General features: G+C 60.5%; 14 protein-coding genes. 6 read left to right on the top strand and 8 right to left on the bottom strand.

What is annotated here, in order from left to right; genetic code table 11:
* Window positions 1-8: 8 nt before the first annotated feature.
* The 7 genes from BVH74_RS05240 to BVH74_RS05210 form a co-directional block, all read right to left on the bottom strand.
* A complete protein-coding gene (locus tag BVH74_RS05240) occupies window positions 9-1436 on the bottom strand; it encodes an MBOAT family O-acyltransferase (protein WP_080049048.1) in 1428 nt (475 codons plus the stop codon).
* 18 nt (window positions 1437-1454) lie between these two features.
* Entirely contained in the window at window positions 1455-2843 is a 1389-nt protein-coding gene (locus tag BVH74_RS05235; protein ID WP_080049047.1) for an alginate export family protein, read from the bottom strand.
* An 8-nt stretch (window positions 2844-2851) separates the two neighbouring features.
* A complete protein-coding gene (locus tag BVH74_RS05230) occupies window positions 2852-4336 on the bottom strand; it encodes an SEL1-like repeat protein (protein ID WP_080049046.1) in 1485 nt (494 codons plus the stop codon).
* 10 nt (window positions 4337-4346) lie between these two features.
* Window positions 4347-5510, bottom strand: a complete 1164-nt coding sequence (locus BVH74_RS05225; protein ID WP_080049045.1) for a PilZ domain-containing protein — start codon at window positions 5508-5510, stop codon at window positions 4347-4349.
* Between the two features lie 18 nt (window positions 5511-5528).
* Window positions 5529-7076, bottom strand: coding sequence for a glycosyltransferase (locus BVH74_RS05220; RefSeq protein ID WP_080049044.1), 1548 nt, complete (start codon window positions 7074-7076; stop codon window positions 5529-5531).
* A gap of 11 nt (window positions 7077-7087) precedes the next feature.
* Window positions 7088-8515, bottom strand: coding sequence for a mannose-1-phosphate guanylyltransferase/mannose-6-phosphate isomerase (locus tag BVH74_RS05215; protein WP_080049043.1), 1428 nt, complete (start codon window positions 8513-8515; stop codon window positions 7088-7090).
* A gap of 146 nt (window positions 8516-8661) precedes the next feature.
* Window positions 8662-9972 carry a nucleotide sugar dehydrogenase gene (locus tag BVH74_RS05210; protein WP_080049042.1) on the bottom strand — a complete coding sequence of 437 codons (1311 nt, stop codon included), beginning with the start codon at window positions 9970-9972 and terminating at the stop codon, window positions 8662-8664.
* A 634-nt stretch (window positions 9973-10606) separates the two neighbouring features.
* On the opposite strand from BVH74_RS05210, the gene gmk reads away from it, so the two are divergent.
* The 4 genes from gmk (at window position 10607) to ridA (ending at window position 14175) form a co-directional block, all read left to right on the top strand.
* Entirely contained in the window at window positions 10607-11230 is a 624-nt protein-coding gene (gmk, locus tag BVH74_RS05205) for a guanylate kinase (protein ID WP_080049041.1), read from the top strand.
* A gap of 84 nt (window positions 11231-11314) precedes the next feature.
* Window positions 11315-11575: a DNA-directed RNA polymerase subunit omega gene (gene rpoZ, locus BVH74_RS05200; RefSeq protein WP_080049040.1), complete on the top strand. Its 261-nt coding sequence runs from the start codon at window positions 11315-11317 to the stop codon at window positions 11573-11575.
* Between the two features lie 65 nt (window positions 11576-11640).
* Window positions 11641-13776, top strand: coding sequence for a bifunctional GTP diphosphokinase/guanosine-3',5'-bis pyrophosphate 3'-pyrophosphohydrolase (gene spoT / locus BVH74_RS05195; protein WP_080049039.1), 2136 nt, complete (start codon window positions 11641-11643; stop codon window positions 13774-13776).
* A gap of 18 nt (window positions 13777-13794) precedes the next feature.
* The gene (gene ridA, locus BVH74_RS05190; RefSeq protein ID WP_080049038.1) at window positions 13795-14175 is read left to right on the top strand and encodes a deaminase RidA; all 381 of its coding nucleotides are present in this window, start codon (window positions 13795-13797) and stop codon (window positions 14173-14175) included.
* Between the two features lie 9 nt (window positions 14176-14184).
* On the opposite strand, the gene BVH74_RS05185 is transcribed toward ridA, so the two are convergent.
* Complete coding sequence (locus tag BVH74_RS05185) at window positions 14185-15045, bottom strand: NAD-dependent epimerase/dehydratase family protein (RefSeq protein ID WP_080049037.1); 861 nt, start codon at window positions 15043-15045, stop codon at window positions 14185-14187.
* 79 nt (window positions 15046-15124) lie between these two features.
* Here BVH74_RS05185 and BVH74_RS05180 point away from each other — a divergent pair, with 79 nt between their 5' ends.
* Both BVH74_RS05180 and recG read left to right on the top strand, forming a co-directional pair.
* Entirely contained in the window at window positions 15125-16036 is a 912-nt protein-coding gene (locus BVH74_RS05180) for a hydrogen peroxide-inducible genes activator (protein WP_080049036.1), read from the top strand.
* Window positions 16033-18114 carry an ATP-dependent DNA helicase RecG gene (recG, locus tag BVH74_RS05175; RefSeq protein WP_080051629.1) on the top strand — a complete coding sequence of 694 codons (2082 nt, stop codon included), beginning with the start codon at window positions 16033-16035 and terminating at the stop codon, window positions 18112-18114. Before BVH74_RS05180 ends, recG begins: the two co-directional genes overlap by 4 nt.
* The last annotated feature ends 117 nt before the right edge of the window (window positions 18115-18231 follow it).

Raw genomic sequence — 18231 nt, 5'->3', positions numbered from 1 at the left:
ACATCCTCCTAGAACTGGAAATACAGGAAGGGTGAGAAGGAGTTGGCTGCCAACCGGCTCAGCGCCAGCAGGAACCCGGCCCACAGCAACAGCGCCTGGACACCACCGACGTGCTGCATGAAATAGGCCTGACCGTCGCTGGCGTAATAACGCAGGTTGATCCGCCCGGCGACCGAGATCCACAGCAGGCCAACGGCGGTGAAGCTCAGGGTCATCAGCGAAGTGCCATACAAATAGCCGTTGAGGCTGCCAACTCCGTTGAAGCCGAACAAACCAGCGTAAATCTCCAGGCTGTGGCGCAAATCACCGGTGTAGAACAGCGGCATGCTCAGGTTGAGCAGGACGAAGGTGCGCATGTTGCGCCAGAACCGGTACGGCGTGGTGACCTTGGTAGCCAGGTCAAAACGCCGTTCGAGGACCATGCCTATCCCGAAGAACAAGCCCCAGCAGATGAACGAGAAGCTGGCGCCATGCCAGAACCCCGACAGCATCATGGTGATCACCAGCCCCAGCATTGGCCCGGCAATGCGCCGACGCACCAGCGGCATATAGACATAGTCACGCAGGAAGTCGGCCAGGGTCATGTGCCAGCGCTGCCAGAACTCGGTGATGCTCTGGGCCAGATAGGGCTGGTTGAAGTTCTCCTGGAATCTGAAGCCCATCATCATGCCCAGACCGATGGCCATGTCACTGTAGCCGGAGAAGTCGAAATACAGCTGCATGATCGAAATCAGCAGGCCGAACCAGGCGTCGGCCATCTGCGGCGTTGACTCACCGAGAAACAGCACGTTCATCGGTGCCAGCGAGTCGGCAATCAGTACTTTCTTGATGAAGCCGAGCATGAAACGGCTGGCGCCCAGCGAGAACAGCTCCATCGAATGAGTGCGTGATCGCAGTTGCTGTTCAATCTGGTTGTAGCGCAGGATCGGCCCAGCGATCAGTTGCGGAAATAGCGAGATAAAAGCGGCAAAGTCGATGAAACGATCGGTTGGCTCGGCCTTGCGTCGATAGATGTCAACGATATAGCTGATCGCCTGGAACACATAGAAGGAAATGCCCAGCGGCAGGATAATGTGCTCCAGGGTGAAGGTATCGATCCCCAGCGGCGCCAACGCTCCGGCAATGACCTCGACGCCAAAGTTGGCGTACTTGAAATAACCCAGGGTGGCCAGGTCTCCCACCACCCCGATGGTCAGCAGGCGGAATGCTCGCTCCTTGTTACCCGCCTCCAGATTGGCCTTGATCCGTAAGCCGAACCAGTAGTTCCAATAGGTGATACCAATGAACAGGAACAGGAAGTCCGGACGCCACCACGCGTAGAACAGGTAACTGCCCAGCACGATTACCAGCGAGCGCCAGCGAAAGCCGGCCAGGTAATAGCACAGCAAGAATGCCGGCAGGAACAGAAACAGAAAGACGTTGGAGGCGAAGATCATCCTGATCGCTACCCGGCATCAATAGAAAAGGGTCAAACCCAGGGTGACCTGGAAGTCGTCGCCAGTGTTCAACGCGCTGCCAGCCTTGAAGTAGCTGGCACTGACCAGCGTATTCAGGTTAAGCCGCCGTTCACGCACCGCCATGGGATACATGCGCCAGTAGTAGTTGAGGTCAACCACCTGGCCCAGCGCCCGCGAGTCGGTGTTGCGAATCCCCGGCTCGTTGACTACCCGTACCGGCAGGCGACCTTCCGAATTACGCAACCGCAGATCGCTGACCCGCAGCCCCACCACGGTACCCGGTGCCGGTTCGGTGTCCACTCCCACCCCCACCATTTGCAGGTTGGTCAGGTTGACGGTGACGAAATTGCTCACCAGTCGGTTGCTGTAGCTCATCGGATCGGTACGCCGGTCCGATTGCACCCGGTTGAGGTAGAAGCCGTCGCGGCCATCGTCATCCGGCTTGTCGGTCAGAGCCAGCGTCAGCCCCAGGCGCGGGCGCCAGGGGTGCTCATCGAAGCGTTTGCCGGCATCCAGCAACGCAGCCCAGCCGTCGATGCGGCCGGTGTCGAATTGGCCAAAGCTGCCGACCGTACGCAAGTCACCGCGCATGCCGATCAGCTCGGCGTGATAGTCGCTGAGCCAGGCCAGGTCGGTGAACTGACCATTCAGGTAGGCGCCCAACCGCCAGCCTTTGAAGTCGTCGCGGTCGCGCAGGTCCTTGTCCGAGTAGTCGTGTTCATACAGGGTACGCACCCCGGCCCACTGCTGGGCCCGCCACAGCCGGCGATAATCGCCCATCAGATAGCGAATATCCTTGTCTTCGGGCTCGAGGGTATTGAAGTCGGTATTGTAGTAATAGAAGCGCTCGGCGACCGCAATGAAGCCTTCGGCCTGACTGTCGCGATAGTCGAAGCGGATTGCTTCCAGGCTGTCGTCCCACCAGACCCCGAAACGCTCGGCAAAACGCTGGCGGCCAACCGTCAACGAGAACCTGGGGTCATTGCCCAGCAGGTTGCGGCGTACGTAGAACTCGCGCATCTCGGCCCAGGTTTTGTCCCGCTTGCGGCTGACCTGCAGGTTGCCTTCATCCTGGATGATCGCATTGGGCTGGCTGTCGTAGTTGAACCAGGCCTTGGCAACCGCCTCCCAGCGCGGCCACTGGATATCGGGACTGAACCAGTGCAAGGTGGGCTCATAGCGGATGCTGATGAACTCCTTGCGATCCTCGCCCAGGCGAGTCTCTTCCGGACCATAGCCGCCGCGCACTGACAGCTTGTGAGTGATCAGCGAGGTCTCTGGCATTTGGCCGAGCTGAGTTTCTCCTTCTTGCGCGGACAGCATCGCAGTCGGGTACAGCAGGGCCAGCAGCAGACCACCCATGGCATGGCATTGTCGCGTTCTCATCCGTGTCCTCACAAAACAGAGTTGCGCAGCATTTGCTCGGTCATGGCATTACCCTGCTCCAACAGCGTTGCCGGCAAACGTTGCTCCAAAAAATTGACCAGACCCTCGGCACGCAGATCCCCCAGTTCGAGGGCCGCCCGGGCATGACTGTAGGCCGTCACAAAGTCGCCCCGCATGGCGCGACCATAGGTATTGAGACGGGCAATACGCAGGTGGGCACTGGCCCAGCCGCGCTCGGCCATTTGTTCATAAATGCCCAGCGCCCGGGCTTGGTCCGGCTCATCGAGCAAACCTCGGCTATACAGGTCACCCTCCATCAGGCGAGCATCGTCGTAGCCTTCTTCGATCAGTTCACGAATCAGCCCGTGGGCCTTGGTGGGGTTCATCGATAGCCAGTTGACCATGTAATAGCTGGCCCACAGCGCCTTGATCCGCTGCGGCCCAACCCGGTCCTGATAATGCTCGCCGGCACTGCTCCGTGCGGTTTCGGTGCTCTCCAGCTGACGCAGCAGGTGCTCAACCGCTTCACTGCTGAAGCGGTTGTTGCCGGCCATCATGAAACTGGCCTTGGTCGACATGGCCGGGGTGTAACCCCGTGCCACCGCGTGATCCAGCCAATAGAGAATCTCGCGGTCGAGTTCATCGATCATCGCGTCCTGAGCCCGCTGGGCCGCTTCGGCTGCGGCCAGTTGCTCGGCATCGGGAATTTCGACCTCACCGATCACACTCTGGCGGGTATACACCCACTCATTGGCCAGAGCGTTACTGGTATTGGCCAGATGCAGGCCAATACGGTGCACGACCTCAATCGGCAGACTGGCGATACGTGGGCTGGCATCACGAGCAAAGCCCCTGAACTTGAGGGCCACGTCTTTACCCATGACCCGGTACAAAGCCTCAATGGCGCGGGGGTCCTGAAGCGCCGCCTGGCGATACAGGCTCTCGGCCAGCTCATGGTTACCTTGGTGTTCAGCCAGTCGGCCGCGGTACAGCAGGGTCAGGCAGTTCTCGATGCAGGCCCGCTCATAGCGGCTGATCAGGTGCTCAACCGCCGCCGACTCAAACAACTCTGGATAGGCATTGAACACCTCCAGGGTGGCCAGCACATTGACCGGGTCGCGGTCATGCCGATAACGGGTCAAACCTTCGGCCACCTCGGCACGGTGCTGTTGCCGCAAGCGTGGCCGCTGGCCCAGATAACGGGCCATGGCAGCCAGGGCACTGATCTCGCCGCGACCACCGGCAAAGGCCTGGCGGTACAGCTCCAGCACCCGGCTGGCGCCGGCCGGATCACGCTCGGCGAGAATATCGCCGAGTAGGCGCTGAGCCCGGTGATCGCCCAGTTTGGCCAGTTGCTCAAGGTCTGGGACGACCTCGGCATGGGGGTCCAGGTAAAGCGCATACCGGACCTGCTCGAAGTTCCTGGCCTCCACCTCGCTGGCCAGCAACACCGCCAGCAAGGGCAGGCTCAGTATCAGGAAAGGTGCGCGCATACCAGCTCCCTCAGAGCATCTCGTCCATGATCTCGAGCCCCGGCATGCCGGGTAGCCCCAGAGTGAAATCAACCCAGACCGGTTTCTGGTAGCTGCCCAGATCCAGCGGCGCTTCTGGCAGAATATCGAGCACCAGCATCTGCGACTGCTCGTTCACCGAAGCGTTAACGATGGTGCCAGCCACGGCTGCGTCAGCGCCATAAACGGTCAGGCTGACGTTGCGGGTACGACGCAGCTTCTCAAGTTTGTCGAACGGCACGCTGGCCTTGACATAGAGGGGCTGGTCCTTGGGCAGCAGATGCACCAGCGGCTCGCCCTTGTAACCGAAGCCGTCAAGCTGGCTGCCGGGGTAAAACAGGGTGCAGTCGCAGGGGCTGGCGATCACCGTTTCGATGGTGGCGCGGCCCAGCAGGGCTTCGACGTCACCCGGGGCCAGATCCATCATCGCCGCGATATCGGCCGGCGAACTCAGGCTGGTGTTGAGTTGGGTCGAAACGCTGGCGACCGGCTGACCGGCACTGACTTCTGTGAGGCTTGGCGGGATCAGGAAGCTGACATTGCCGTTCTCCGGCATGATGATGCGATAGGCGTTAGCCGTGACCAGCGCCTGGGCCGCCGGAATCCGGAAAAACAGCAGATAGGCCTTGTGCACCACATAGGTCAGCGCCAACAGACCGATCAATAGAAACACCAGGGTTCCCAGACCAGCTCGCAGGCGCTGCAGGGGGGTACGCCGGGTGTCGTATTTCTGCTTGCGTTCCTTGATGTAGTTCTCGCGCTGCATCACGTTGAACAGGCCATTGATATCGGCAATTTCACCCGACATGTAGGACGAGATGATGTAGCGCAGAATGTCGGCCTTTTTCGGATCCATATCGACAAACTGGGCACCGACGATATCGCCATCCTGCTTGACCACCTTGATCTTGACCTTGAGGTCGAGATCAACGCCGTTGATGCCCAGGCGAATGACCGCTGCGTACAGGCTGCCGATTTTCAGTGGCTCGGCACACACCAGACCGACGCCGCCCAGTGAGATGTCCTGAACATCGCAGGTGATGGGTGAACCACTGCCGCCGGTCAACCGAGCCTTGGCCGGAATTCTGGTGCGAATGTGCTGACGCTCGTCGATCGCTTCATGGACGACCTGGTCAGAAAGAACCGAAGTGCTCATATCCTATGGCCTTTAATTTCAGAGTTGTGAGAGGTCCAGAAGAACCGTAATGACGCCGAAAAAGATGGCTATCGATGCCATCAGCATCCCTTTCGAGGTCCAGCGGTTCAGTGCCGCATCAAGGTTGTTGCTGCCTTTCAGCGTGGTTTTCTGTCGGGTCCAGCTTTGTTGATCCATATGGAACATCGAGTACACCTTCATCAGCGAACCGACGATCTGGTTGTAATACAGAACGAAGGGGTACAACGGATCCACCGGGTGCCGGGTCAGAAAGAACAACAAACACACCAGGCTGCGCGACAACAGGATCCAGAACAGATAGATCAGAAGGTACTGGATGCCGAACACCAGGCCGGCAACCAGCGCACCGGTCAGCCCCACCAGGCAGGTCCACATCGCCACCCGCTGGTCGTACAACACATAGCTGGCGAACGGCCCGAGCCGGCGCAGGCCGAGTTCCCGGGTGGCGCGAAAGTTCTGCCGCAACGAGTTGCCATACCAGCGATACATCAACTGCCGGGTCGCCCGGAAGAAGTTGCGGTCCGGTGGATGCTCGACGGTCAGGGTGTGGCTGTCGGGTACGTAGAAGGTGTCCCAGCCGGCGCGCATCAGACTGAACCAGGAGGACTTGTCATCCCCGGTCAGGAACTGGAACTTGCCCAGGCGCCAGTGCTCGAGAAAATCGGCTTCAACATCGCGAATGAACTCGGGGTCGATCATCACCTCGGCGCGGAAGAACGACAGTCGCCCGGTCATGGTCAGGACCCGCTTGGACAGCGCCATCGAGCACATATTGATATGGCGCTGAACGAAGCGCATCGAGTGCCACTCCTTCATCAGCTTGCCGCCTTCAACCTGGCAGAACTCGTTGGTGGTCAGACCGCCGACACTGGGCAGATAGGCAAACAGCTTGACCGCCCGTTCGACACAGCCCGGCAGCATCATGGTGTCGCCATCGACCACACCGACCACGGCGCCCTGTACCGGCATCCGCCGAGACAGGGCCCGAAACGCATGGGCCAGGCCGTCGCGTTTGCCGGTCCCCCGGGCGCGAACGATCACCAGTTGGATATCCGACCGCTCACGTACCACATCGCGCATGATCTGCTTGATGAAGTTTTCATCGGCCTTCTCGACGATCGAAGCAATCACCGTGCTGGCCACCGGCATACGCTGCAACTCCTCGAACACCGAGCGATAGACCTTATAGGTGGTCTCGCCAGGAATCCGAAAGCTGGTCACCACCATGTACATATGCGATGGCAGGGCATCGTCCCCCATCTTCTCCACCGCCCGGCGAATACGCGGGAAGCGCCAGTGCAGGAAATACATCCCGCGCAGGTAGTGGGTAATGGCGTTGCTGTAACGCCAGATCCCCAACAACCCGATGATGAAGATGAACTTGTGGTGGGCCGGGTCCAGGTAGCTGGGGTCAACCATGTTCGACGCCAGGGCGATCAGCGCGAACAGGCAGGCCCAGCCACACAGACTGCGTAACCCTGGGCGCTGGAACTCGGTATCCAGAAACTCGCGCACCGGCGCCTGATTTGCTTCGGATCCTTGCATGTTGTCCTCGATTAACGGGCCAGGGCCGCAGTGCGGCCATAGACATCTTCCAGCCGCTCGATATCGTCCTCGCCCAGGTAACTGCCGGACTGAACTTCGATGATTTCCAGCGGAATCTTGCCGGGGTTGGCCAGACGATGGACCGATGCGACCGGGATATAGGTCGACTGGTTCTCGGTCAGCAGGAAGGTCTTGTCGTCACAGGTGACCTGCGCCGTACCGGAGACCACCACCCAGTGCTCGGCCCGATGGTGATGCATCTGCAGAGACAGCCGGGCGCCAGGCTGGACGGTGATGCGCTTGACCTGGAAGCGCTCACCCAGATCAACCGAGTCGTAATTGCCCCAGGGCCGGAAGACCTGGACATGGCTGTGAACCTCGTCGCGCCCGTCAGCAGCCAGGCGGTTGACGACATCCTTGATCTGCTGGGCCTTGTCCTTGTGGGCGATCATCACTGCATCCCTGGTCTCAACCACCACCAGATCGTCCAGTCCGATCAGCGTCACCAGTTTGTTGGTGGCGTGCACATAGTTGTTGCTGCTCTCCTGCAGCAATACGTCACCCAGGGCGACATTGCCGCGCGCGTCCTTGTCCTGAACTTCCCACAACGCGGTCCAGGAACCGACATCGGTCCAGCCGGCAGACAGCGGCACTACACAGGCCGCCGAGGTTTTTTCCATCACCGCGTAGTCGATCGAGTCATCCGGGCAGCACTCGAACACTTCACGGTCGATATGCACGTTCTCGCCCTCGCGCCGGCTGCGCTCCAGCGCCAGACGGCAGGTGTCGTAGATATCCGGGGAGTGGCGCTGCAGTTCTTCCAGATAACGGCTGCAACGGAACAGGAACATCCCGCTGTTCCAGAAATAGCTGCCGTCCTCAACGTAGCTCTGGGCGGTGGCCAGATCGGGCTTCTCGACGAACCGCTCGACCGCCAGCGCCCCCGGTACCGGGCCGCTACCCGAGCCGCCGGCCTTGATGTAGCCATAACCGGTTTCAGGTTGCCGAGCCGGCACTCCGAACAACACCAGCGCACCACGCTCGGCCGCCAGTCGGGCCCGCTCCAGGGCCTGATGGAAGGCCTGGGTATTGGCGATCAGATGATCGGCCGGCAATACCAGCAACAGTTCGTCACGTCCCTGCTCGACCAGTTGCAACGCCGCCAGCGCCACGGCTGGCGCCGTATTGCGGCCAAATGGCTCAAGCAGTACCTGTTGCGCGCGCATGCCGATATTGTCGAGTTGCTCCTCGACGATGAACTGATGCTCGCAGTTGCACACCACCAGCGGCGATTCGACGCCCGGCAGATCCAGGCGCAGCAGGGTTTGCTGGAACAGCGTGTGGTCGCCGGTCAGGGCGTGGAATTGCTTGGGAAACAGTTTGCGCGACAGCGGCCACAACCGCGTGCCGTTACCGCCGGAAAGAATCAGAGGAATCATGTCGTTCTCCATGTCAATGCGAAACCACCAGGTGGCTCACCCAACTGTCACAACAGCCGATCACGTTGATCTGCACGAGGCAGTGAAAGCCCGACGTCCCCGGGCCAGGGGCGACTAGCCGCCCCTGCGTTATTGTTGTTGCTGCGTTACCAGCAGATCCCTTCCTGAGCACCGTTGCTCGACTGCTCCATGAAGCCGATCAGGTCAACGACCTGCTTGCCCTGTGGCGGCTGCTTGACCAGCTCACCGAAGCGCGGATCGCCATTGCCGAGCACGATAATGTCCGACTGGGCGATCACGTCTTCGAGACTGGTATGCAGCAGCGACGACACATGGGGGATCTTCGATTCGATGTATTCCTTGTTGGCACCAAATACCCGGGCGTACTCGACGTTCTGATCGTAAATGCGCAGGTCATAGCCCTTGCCGATCAGTTTTTCCGCCAGCTCGACCAGTGGGCTTTCACGCAGATCATCGGTGCCGGCCTTGAAGCTCAGCCCCAACATGCCGACCTTGCGCTTGTCATGGCGGCTGATCAGGTCAAAGGCACGATCGACCTGATGGCGGTTGCTCGGCATGATCCCAGCCAGCATCGGATGCTCGACATCCAGTTGCCCGGCGCGGTAGGTCAGCGCACGCACGTCCTTAGGCAGACAGGAGCCGCCGAAGGCAAACCCCGGGCGCAGGTAGTAACGGGAGATATTGAGCTTGTGGTCCTGGCACACGATATCCATGACCTCGCGGCCATCGACGCCGCAAGCCTTGGCGATGTTGCCGATTTCGTTGGCGAAGGTCACCTTGGCCGCATGCCAGACGTTACAGGTGTACTTGATCATTTCCGCCAGTTGAATGCTCTTGCGGAAAATTGGCGCATCCAGATCGCGGTACAGCTCTTCGAGCAGCTCGCCGGAAAGCTGATCGTACTCACCGATCACGGTCATGGCCGGGAAGTCGTAATCCTTGATTGCGGTACTTTCGCGCAAGAACTCCGGGTTCACTGCCACCCCGAAGTCTTCACCGGCCTTCTTGCCGGAGGTGGCTTCCAGCGCCGGAATCACCACATTGTGCACGGTGCCCGGCAATACGGTGCTGCGGATTACCACGGTGTGACGATCGGACTTGTCGCGCAGCACTTCACCGATTTGCCGGCAGACGATCTCCATGTAGGTCAAGTCCAAGTCACCGTTGCGCTTGCTCGGCGTACCGACGCAGACAAAAGACAAATCGGTGCTCAGTACCGCTTCCTGGACATCGGTCGTGCCGCGCAGACGTCCGGACTGCAATCCGGCCTGCAACAACTCTTCCAGGCCCGGTTCAACAATAGGAGACTTACCCTGGTTGATCAGATCGATCTTGGTTTGTGAAACATCAACACCAACAACATGATGTCCACGCGATGACAAGCAGCCAGCACAGACTGCACCAACATACCCCAAACCGAAAATGCTGATATTCATGGGAATATCCCTCCATGGTTATTTGGCAATGAGTAAAAAAAGACGAAAGCCAAACCCGACGTCCTTGTGGGATTTATTTTGCGGTGCGGGGCTGCACTCGAAGAGGTGCACTAAGCTTTGGGTGTCCAACTTGCGCACAGGATGCGCAGAAGAATGAGGGTTTTCAAGGGGGCAACCGCGGTAATAATAATTGTTTTTTTCTATGGCAACTTTTTTTGCCGAAGTTTTGCTGGCGCCAAAACTCCGTCAAGCCGGCTATTTCGGCGCATTCTTCTTTATATGCAAAACACACCCAAAACAACGAGCCGCAAGTTTTAGCGTAAAAGTTATGGCGCCATTTTTATAACGCCGCCCTCGCAATGTTTCTGCAATATTAACTCAGACACATCAAAATGCCACTTCCACTCATTGCTTTTTATTGCCGAAACTTTATTAAAGTTTGTGCCGCTTATATCATCCGGTAGCAAAAGGCCAACAGCTCCGCTCTGCAAAGTGCACATATGACCAGCCACTCCGACTACCACACCCGGGCCAAACCACACTCTCTTGTGCGCAGTGATTCCCGCCTTAGAGGCAAGTGCCTATATAATCCCCGCCAGCAGCCCATTCACCAGCCAGCAGGACACCAGGATCCATGACCCACGCCAGCGGCACCCTGTACATCGTTTCCGCCCCCTCCGGCGCCGGCAAAACCAGCCTGGTCAAGGCACTAATCGATCAGGTCGCAGACCTGCGCGTCTCGGTCTCACATACCACCCGGCCGATCCGCCCCGGCGAGGTGGATGGCGTGAACTACCATTTCACCAGTCGCGAGCAGTTCATTGAGCAGGTCAGTGCCGGCGATTTTCTCGAGCACGCTGAAGTTTTCGGCAATCTCTACGGCACCTCCCAGAGCACCGTCGAACGCACCCTGGCTGAAGGTTATGACCTGATTCTGGAAATCGACTGGCAGGGCGCCCAACAGGTGCGCCGGGCCCTGCCCCTGGCCCGTTCGATCTTTATCCTGCCACCTTCGCGTGAAGCCTTGCGCGAGCGCCTGACCAATCGCGGCCAGGATGAGGACAGCGTGATCGAAGGGCGCATGACCCAGGCCATCGATGAAATGAGCCACTATGTCGAATACGACTTCCTGGTGATCAACGACGATTTCCACACTGCGCTGGATGACCTCAAGGCGATCATGCGCAGCGGCCGACTGGATATTGCGCACCAGCAAAATCGCCACACCCCGCTGCTGACGGCACTCTTGTCAGAGTGACCGGCGATTCAGTAGACTGTCAGGTCCAGCATTCCCGAGCGGAATGCGCCTGTTTCTTTATGCTAGCCGTCCCCGGAGTACACCATGGCCCGCGTCACCGTTGAAGACTGCCTGGAAAATGTAGATAACCGTTTCGAACTGGTCATGCTGGCCACCAAACGTGCGCGTCAAATCGCCACCGGCGGCAAGGATCCCAAGGTCGCTTGGGAAAACGACAAGCCCACCGTAGTAGCCCTGCGGGAAATCGCTGAAGGCCTGGTCTCCAACGAGATCCTGGCTGAAGAAGCCCTGCAGGATCAGCAGGAGCCGTTGTACTCGCTGGAATCCGAGTTCACCGCGGAGTAAAGCCGATTGCGAAGGTCTGCCTGCCCCAGCGTTAAGAGCCGCTTCCGCGGCCAGGGGAGGACTGCATGTCCAGCATAGAGACCTTCGCCGACCGACTCGGCAGTTATCTGGAGCCGGAGCAGATCAATCTGGTCCGGCGCGCGTACTACTACGCCGAGCAGGCCCACGACGGCCAGACCCGCCGCAGCGGTGAACCCTACGTCACCCATCCGCTGGCGGTCGCCCACATCCTTGCCGACATGCACATGGACCATCAGAGCCTGATGGCCGCTATGCTGCACGACGTCATCGAAGACACCGGAATCCCCAAGGACGCCCTGACTCAGCAGTTTGGCGAGACCGTGGCCGATCTCGTCGACGGGGTCAGCAAGCTGACCCAGATGAACTTCGAGACCAAGGCCGAGGCCCAGGCCGAAAACTTCCAGAAGATGGCCCTGGCCATGGCCCGGGACATCCGGGTGATCCTGGTCAAGCTGGCCGACCGGTTGCACAACATGCGCACCCTGGGCGCGCTGCAACCGGCCAAACGTCGCCGGATCGCCAAGGAAACCCTTGAGATCTACGCACCCATCGCCCAGCGATTGGGGATCCACAGCCTCAGCACCGAGTTCGAGGACCTGGGCTTTCGGGCCATGTATCCGATGCGTTCGCAACTGATCGAGCGCGCCGTACGCAACGCCCGCGGCAATCGCAAGGAACTGCTGAACAAGATTCTTGAGTCACTGCAGAGTCTGCTCGAGCGCGAGGGCCTACCGGGCAAGGTAATGGGCCGCGAAAAGCACCTGTACGGCATCTACCAGAAGATGCGCGGCAAACGCAAAGCGTTCAACGAGATCATGGACGTTTACGCCTTCCGCATCATCGTCGACAAGGCCGATACCTGCTACCGCACACTGGGCGCCGTACATAGCCTGTATAAGCCGTTCCCCGGGCGCTTCAAGGACTACATCGCAATTCCCAAGGCCAACGGCTACCAGTCGCTGCACACCACGCTGTTCGGCATGCACGGGGTACCGATCGAAATCCAGATCCGCACCGAGGAAATGGAAGAGCTGGCCAACAATGGCATCGCCGCCCACTGGCTGTACAAATCCAAGGACGAAGTGCTCAACGGCAACCATGCCCGCACCCGGCAATGGCTCAAAGGCGTGCTGGAGCTGCAGCAGCGGGCCGGCAACTCGCTGGAGTTCATCGAGAACGTGAAGATCGACCTGTTCCCTGACGAGGTCTACATCTTCACCCCCAAAGGCCGGATCATGGAGCTGCCAAAGGGCTCGACCCCGGTCGATTTCGCCTACGCGGTACACACCGACATCGGCAACAGCTGTATCGCCTGTCGGGTCAATCGACGCCTGGCGCCGCTATCCGAACCCTTGCAGAGCGGCCAGACGGTGGAGATCATCACCGCTCCCGGTGCCCGCCCGAACCCAGCCTGGCTCAGCTTCGTCATCACCGGCAAGGCCCGTGGCAACATCCGCCACTTCCTCAAACATCAGCGCCACTCGGAGTCAATCGCACTCGGCGAGCGCCTGCTCGACAAGGTCCTGGCCAGCTTCGATACCTGCCTGGCCGACATTCCCGAGCCCCATGTCCAACAAGTTCTGAGCGACTGCGGCCTGGAACTGATGGAGGACCTGCTGGCCGATATCGGCCTGGGCAACCGCATGGCCTATGTGGTCGCCCGCCGCCTGCTGGAACGCGATAGCGTCGAGACCGAAACCGCCAAGCCCGAAATCACCGAACCCAACAGCCGCGAAAAGCCGCTGGCAATCCGCGGCACCGAAGGCCTGGTGGTCAGCTTCGCCCGCTGTTGCAACCCGATCCCCGGCGATCCGATCGTCGGCTACCTGTCCTCCGGCAAAGGCATGGTGATCCACCAGGAAAACTGCAAGAACCTGGCCGACAGCCGGCACAATACCGAAAAGACTCTGCATCTGACCTGGGACAAGGACGTCAGCGGCGAATTCACTGTCGAGCTCAAGGTCGAGCTGGAGCACCAGCGCGGCATCATCGCCCAGCTCGCCACCAGTATTACCGTGGCCGACGCCAGCATCGACAAGATCAGTGTCGATGAGCGCGACGGCCGGGTCAGCGTGGTGCAACTGGTGGTCCGGGTGCGTGACCGCCTGCACCTGTCACAACTGATCAAGCGCATTCGCGCCCTCAACGGGGTGATGCGAATCACCCGCCTGAAAAACTGAATCCGATCTGGAGATTCCATGAACAAGCAAGTCATCACCAGTGACCAGGCGCCTGCTGCTATTGGCACCTACTCCCAGGCCATCAAGGTCGGCAACACCGTCTACCTGTCCGGGCAAATCCCGCTTGATCCTGCAACCATGGAAGTGGTCGAGGGTATCGAAGCGCAGATCTGCCAGGTATTCGACAACCTCAGCGCCGTAGCCGCTGCGGCTGGCGGTAGCCTGCAGGACATCGTCAAACTGAACATCTTCCTCACCGACCTGGGTCATTTCGCCCTGGTCAATGAGGTCATGGCCCGTTACTTCAAGCAGCCCTACCCGGCTCGCGCTGCGATCGGCGTTGCCGCCCTGCCCAAGGGCGTGCCGGTAGAAATGGATGGGGTGATGGTGGTCGGCTGACAGTTACTGTCAGCTACCAGCGCCGCCCTGCTCCCCAAGCAGGGCGGCATAACCCTCCCGATAACTCGGATACTGCGGCGCCCAGCCACTTTCGCGCGCCAGCGCATTACTGCAGCGCTTGCTGCCTACCCGGGTGCTGACCGGCCCATCTTCACGCGACTCAACCCCCAGCTGTCCAGCCAGCCAGGCCGCTACCTCGTGCATGGCTGCCGGCTCGTCGTCCACGCCCAGGTAACAGGGCGCCAGCAATTCGTCCTGATCGACCAACAACAGCAGATGCTCAAGCAGCGCAGCGGCATCGTCACGATGGATGCGGTTGGTGTACTGGGCCGGCTCGGCCGCTACCTGCAGACCTGCCCGCACCTGCTCAATCAACCGGGTCCGCCCCGGACCATAGATACCGGCCAGGCGCACCACCGAGGCTGGAATACCGCTGCGCAGAGCCAGATCCTCAGCGGCCAGCAACAAGCGGCCGGTATCACTGGCCGCCAGCGCCGGACTGTTCTCACTGACCCACTGCCCATCGGCCTGGGCATAGACGGCGGTGCTGGAGACCTGCAACAGATAACGCGGCTTACGCTTGTTCTGGGCCAACCAGCCCAGCAGGTGGCGCAAACCATCCACATACAAACGCTGATACAACTCCGGATCACGCCGCCCAGCGGCCGGACAGTAGACCACATAGTCGATCTGGGCCGGCCACTGAGCAGGTTGCTGCGGCTCGCACAGATCCGCCACCAACGGCTCTATTCCGGGCGCTAGCTCGGAGGTGTCGCGACGCAAACCATAAACCTGCCAGCCGCGTGCCAGCAGGCGCAAAGCCAATGCCGAACCCAGATCTCCACATCCTGCCACCAGAACCCGTTTCATTGTTTTCCTCTATCGATCAAGGCGCTATGCTACGAACTATCGATCCTAGTCCGACTTTCACCGCAGGCAGTATAACGCCATGACCCTGACCGAACTGCGTTACATCGTTACCCTGGCCCAGGAACAGCACTTTGGCCATGCGGCCGAACGTTGCCACGTGTCCCAGCCCACGCTGAGCGTCGGGGTGAAAAAACTGGAAGACGAGCTGGGCGTGATGATCTTCGAGCGCAGCAAAAGTGCCGTGCGGGTTACGCCGATCGGCCAGAAGATCGTCACCCAGGCGCAAAAAGTGCTGGAAGAGGCCCTGGCCATTCGCGAACTGGCCAGCACCGGCAAAAATCAGCTGGCGGCTCCACTCAAGGTCGGCGCCATCTACACCATCGGCCCCTACCTGTTCCCTCACCTGGTCCCGCAGTTGCACCGGGTGGCGCCGGAAATGCCGCTGTATATCGAAGAGAATTTCACCCATATCCTGCGCGACAAGCTACGCAACGGCGAACTCGACGCCATCATCATCGCGCTGCCGTTCAATGAGCCCGACGTATTGACCAAGCCGTTGTACGACGAGCCGTTCAGCCTGCTGATCCCGTCCAGCCACCCCTGGGCCAAGCGCGACCATGTCAGCCTGGATGAGCTCGACGACAACAAGCTGCTGCTGCTCGGCGAGGGTCACTGTTTCCGCGACCAGGTACTGGAAGCCTGCCCGAGCATCCGCAAGAGTGAAGAACAGCACAAGCACACCACGGTCGAGTCCAGCTCACTGGAAACCATTCGCCATATGGTCGCCTCCGGTATCGGCATGACCGTACTGCCGATGTCCGCCGCCGATGACCGCTACTACAGCTCTGATCTGCTGGTCACCAAGCAGTTCCAGAGCCCTGTGCCCTATCGCACCGTCGCCATCGCCTGGCGCGCCAGCTTCCCACGGCCCAAAGCGATCGAAATGCTGAGCGACTCGATCCGCCTGTGCTCGGTCAGCCAGCCGCATTGAGTCAGACACCGATCACCCCGCTGACCGCGCTCAAGGGCGTAGGGCCGGCGCTGGCCGAAAAGCTCGAAAAACTCGGCCTGCGCAACGTTCAGGATGTGTTGTTCCATCTGCCGCTGCGCTACCAGGACCGGACCCGGATTACTCCGATTGGCGCCCTGCGGCCCGGCACCGATGCAGTGATCGAGGGCGTGGTGCTCGGCGCCGATGTGGTCATGGGCCGACGCCGCAGCCTGTTGTGCCGGCTACAGGATGGCAGCGGCACACTGAGCCTGCGCTTCTACCACTTCTCCGCTGCACTCAAGGCCAGCCTCAGCCGCGGCAGCCGCTGGCGCTGTTATGGCGAAGTGCGGCCCGGCGCCTCCGGGCTGGAAATCTACCACCCGGAAATGCAGAAGCTCGACGAGCACAGCACCGCGCCAGTGGCCGTAACCCTGACCCCGATCTACCCAAGCACCGAAGGGTTGTCGCAACTGCGCCTGCGCAGCCTCAGCGAAGCCGCACTGGCCTGGCTGGATCAGGGCCATGCACTGGACGACCTGCTGCCGCCCGAACTGGCTGAGCAACATCACTTGCCGGCGCTGCGCGAAGCCGTGCGCACCCTGCATCGACCACCACCGGATGTCGATCTGGAGGCCCTGCACGAAGGCCGCCACTGGGCCCAGCACCGACTGGCGTTCGAAGAGTTGCTAGCCCATCAGTTGGCCATGCTGCGGCTGCGCGCGCAGATCCGTGCCCACCGGGCTCCGGCCATGCAGGCCAGCGGCGAGCTGGCCGCGCAATTCTGTCGCCAGTTAGGTTTTCCGTTGACCAGCGCCCAGCAGCGGGTCAGCCTTGAGGTCAGCCGTGATCTGGCCCAGGCCAAACCTATGCTGCGCCTAGTACAAGGCGACGTCGGTGCCGGCAAGACCGTGGTCGCCGCCCTCGCCGCCCTGCATGCACTGGAAGCTGGTTGGCAGGTGGCGTTGATGGCACCGACCGAGATTCTGGCTGAACAGCACTTCAACAATTTCCAGCGCTGGTTCTCGGCCCTGGGCATTTCCGTGGCTTGGCTGGCTGGCAAACTCAAGGGCAAGGCCCGGGCCAACCAGTTGCAGATGATCGCCAGCGGTGAAGCGGCGATGGTGGTCGGTACCCATGCGCTGTTCCAGGATGAGGTGCAATTCCACAATCTGGGTCTGGCCATCATCGATGAACAGCACCGTTTCGGCGTCCAGCAGCGCCTGGCCCTGCGCGACAAGGGCAGTGCCGGGCAATTCTCACCCCACCAGTTGATCATGACTGCCACCCCGATCCCTCGGACGCTGGCGATGAGCGCCTACGCCGACCTGGATACCTCGATCCTCGACGAACTGCCTCCCGGACGCACGCCGATCAACACCGTGCTGATCGCCGACAGCCGCCGCGAACAGGTCATCGAGCGGGTCCGCGCCGGCTGCGCCGAAGGCCGTCAGGCCTACTGGGTCTGCACCCTGATCGAAGAGTCCGAGCAGCTTCAGGCCCAGGCCGCCGAGGCTACCTGGCAAGCGTTGTGCGAAAGCCTGCCAGAACTGTCGATCGGGCTGGTTCACGGGCGCATGAAGGCCACCGACAAGGCCGAAATCATGAACGCTTTCAAAATGGGTGACCTGCATCTGCTGGTGGCTACCACGGTGATCGAAGTCGGGGTCGATGTACCCAACGCCAGTCTGATGATCATCGAAAACCCCGAGCGCCTGGGTCTGGCCCAACTGCATCAGTTACGGGGTCGGGTCGGTCGCGGCAGCACCGCCAGCCACTGCGTACTGCTCTACCATGCGCCACTTTCGGCACTGGGCCGCGAACGCCTGGGGATCATGCGTGAAAGCGCCGATGGCTTCGTGATTGCGGAAAAGGATCTGGCCCTGCGCGGCCCTGGCGAAGTGCTCGGTACCCGACAGACCGGGCTGGTGCAGTTCCGGGTCGCCGATCTGGTGCGCGATGCCGACCTGCTGCCCCAGGTCCAGCAGGCCGCCAAGCTGTTGGCCCAGCGGTATCCAGGGCAGGCTGCGGCACTGATCGACCGCTGGTTGGCTCAAGGCCAGCAGTTTGCACAGGTTTAGGGAACCTCTGAAAAACTACCTGCGTTGGCAATACTGCGTTAAAAACAGCCTCGATCGCGAGCCCGGTCAAAATGCTCATTTACATCACGTAAACTCCGCTTTTTCGGCTGTTTTTGC

It is taken from the genome of Halopseudomonas phragmitis, from assembly GCF_002056295.1.
Taxonomy (GTDB): domain Bacteria; phylum Pseudomonadota; class Gammaproteobacteria; order Pseudomonadales; family Pseudomonadaceae; genus Halopseudomonas; species Halopseudomonas phragmitis.
The sequence above is the reverse complement of the archived record's forward strand: the minus strand, read 5'-3'. Positions and strand labels throughout refer to the sequence as shown.

Bases quoted from the DNA above. Each gene is read 5' to 3' on its own strand.
- BVH74_RS05240 (WP_080049048.1), bottom strand. From the start codon at position 1,436: ATGATCTTCGCCTCCAACGTCTTTCTGTTTCTGTTCCTGCCGGCATTC.
- BVH74_RS05235 (WP_080049047.1), bottom strand. From the start codon at position 2,843: ATGAGAACGCGACAATGCCATGCCATGGGTGGTCTGCTGCTGGCCCTG.
- BVH74_RS05230 (WP_080049046.1), bottom strand. From the start codon at position 4,336: ATGCGCGCACCTTTCCTGATACTGAGCCTGCCCTTGCTGGCGGTGTTG.
- BVH74_RS05225 (WP_080049045.1), bottom strand. From the start codon at position 5,510: ATGAGCACTTCGGTTCTTTCTGACCAGGTCGTCCATGAAGCGATCGAC.
- BVH74_RS05220 (WP_080049044.1), bottom strand. From the start codon at position 7,076: ATGCAAGGATCCGAAGCAAATCAGGCGCCGGTGCGCGAGTTTCTGGAT.
- BVH74_RS05215 (WP_080049043.1), bottom strand. From the start codon at position 8,515: ATGATTCCTCTGATTCTTTCCGGCGGTAACGGCACGCGGTTGTGGCCG.
- BVH74_RS05210 (WP_080049042.1), bottom strand. From the start codon at position 9,972: ATGAATATCAGCATTTTCGGTTTGGGGTATGTTGGTGCAGTCTGTGCT.
- gmk (WP_080049041.1), top strand. From the start codon at position 10,607: ATGACCCACGCCAGCGGCACCCTGTACATCGTTTCCGCCCCCTCCGGC.
- rpoZ (WP_080049040.1), top strand. From the start codon at position 11,315: ATGGCCCGCGTCACCGTTGAAGACTGCCTGGAAAATGTAGATAACCGT.
- spoT (WP_080049039.1), top strand. From the start codon at position 11,641: ATGTCCAGCATAGAGACCTTCGCCGACCGACTCGGCAGTTATCTGGAG.
- ridA (WP_080049038.1), top strand. From the start codon at position 13,795: ATGAACAAGCAAGTCATCACCAGTGACCAGGCGCCTGCTGCTATTGGC.
- BVH74_RS05185 (WP_080049037.1), bottom strand. From the start codon at position 15,045: ATGAAACGGGTTCTGGTGGCAGGATGTGGAGATCTGGGTTCGGCATTG.
- BVH74_RS05180 (WP_080049036.1), top strand. From the start codon at position 15,125: ATGACCCTGACCGAACTGCGTTACATCGTTACCCTGGCCCAGGAACAG.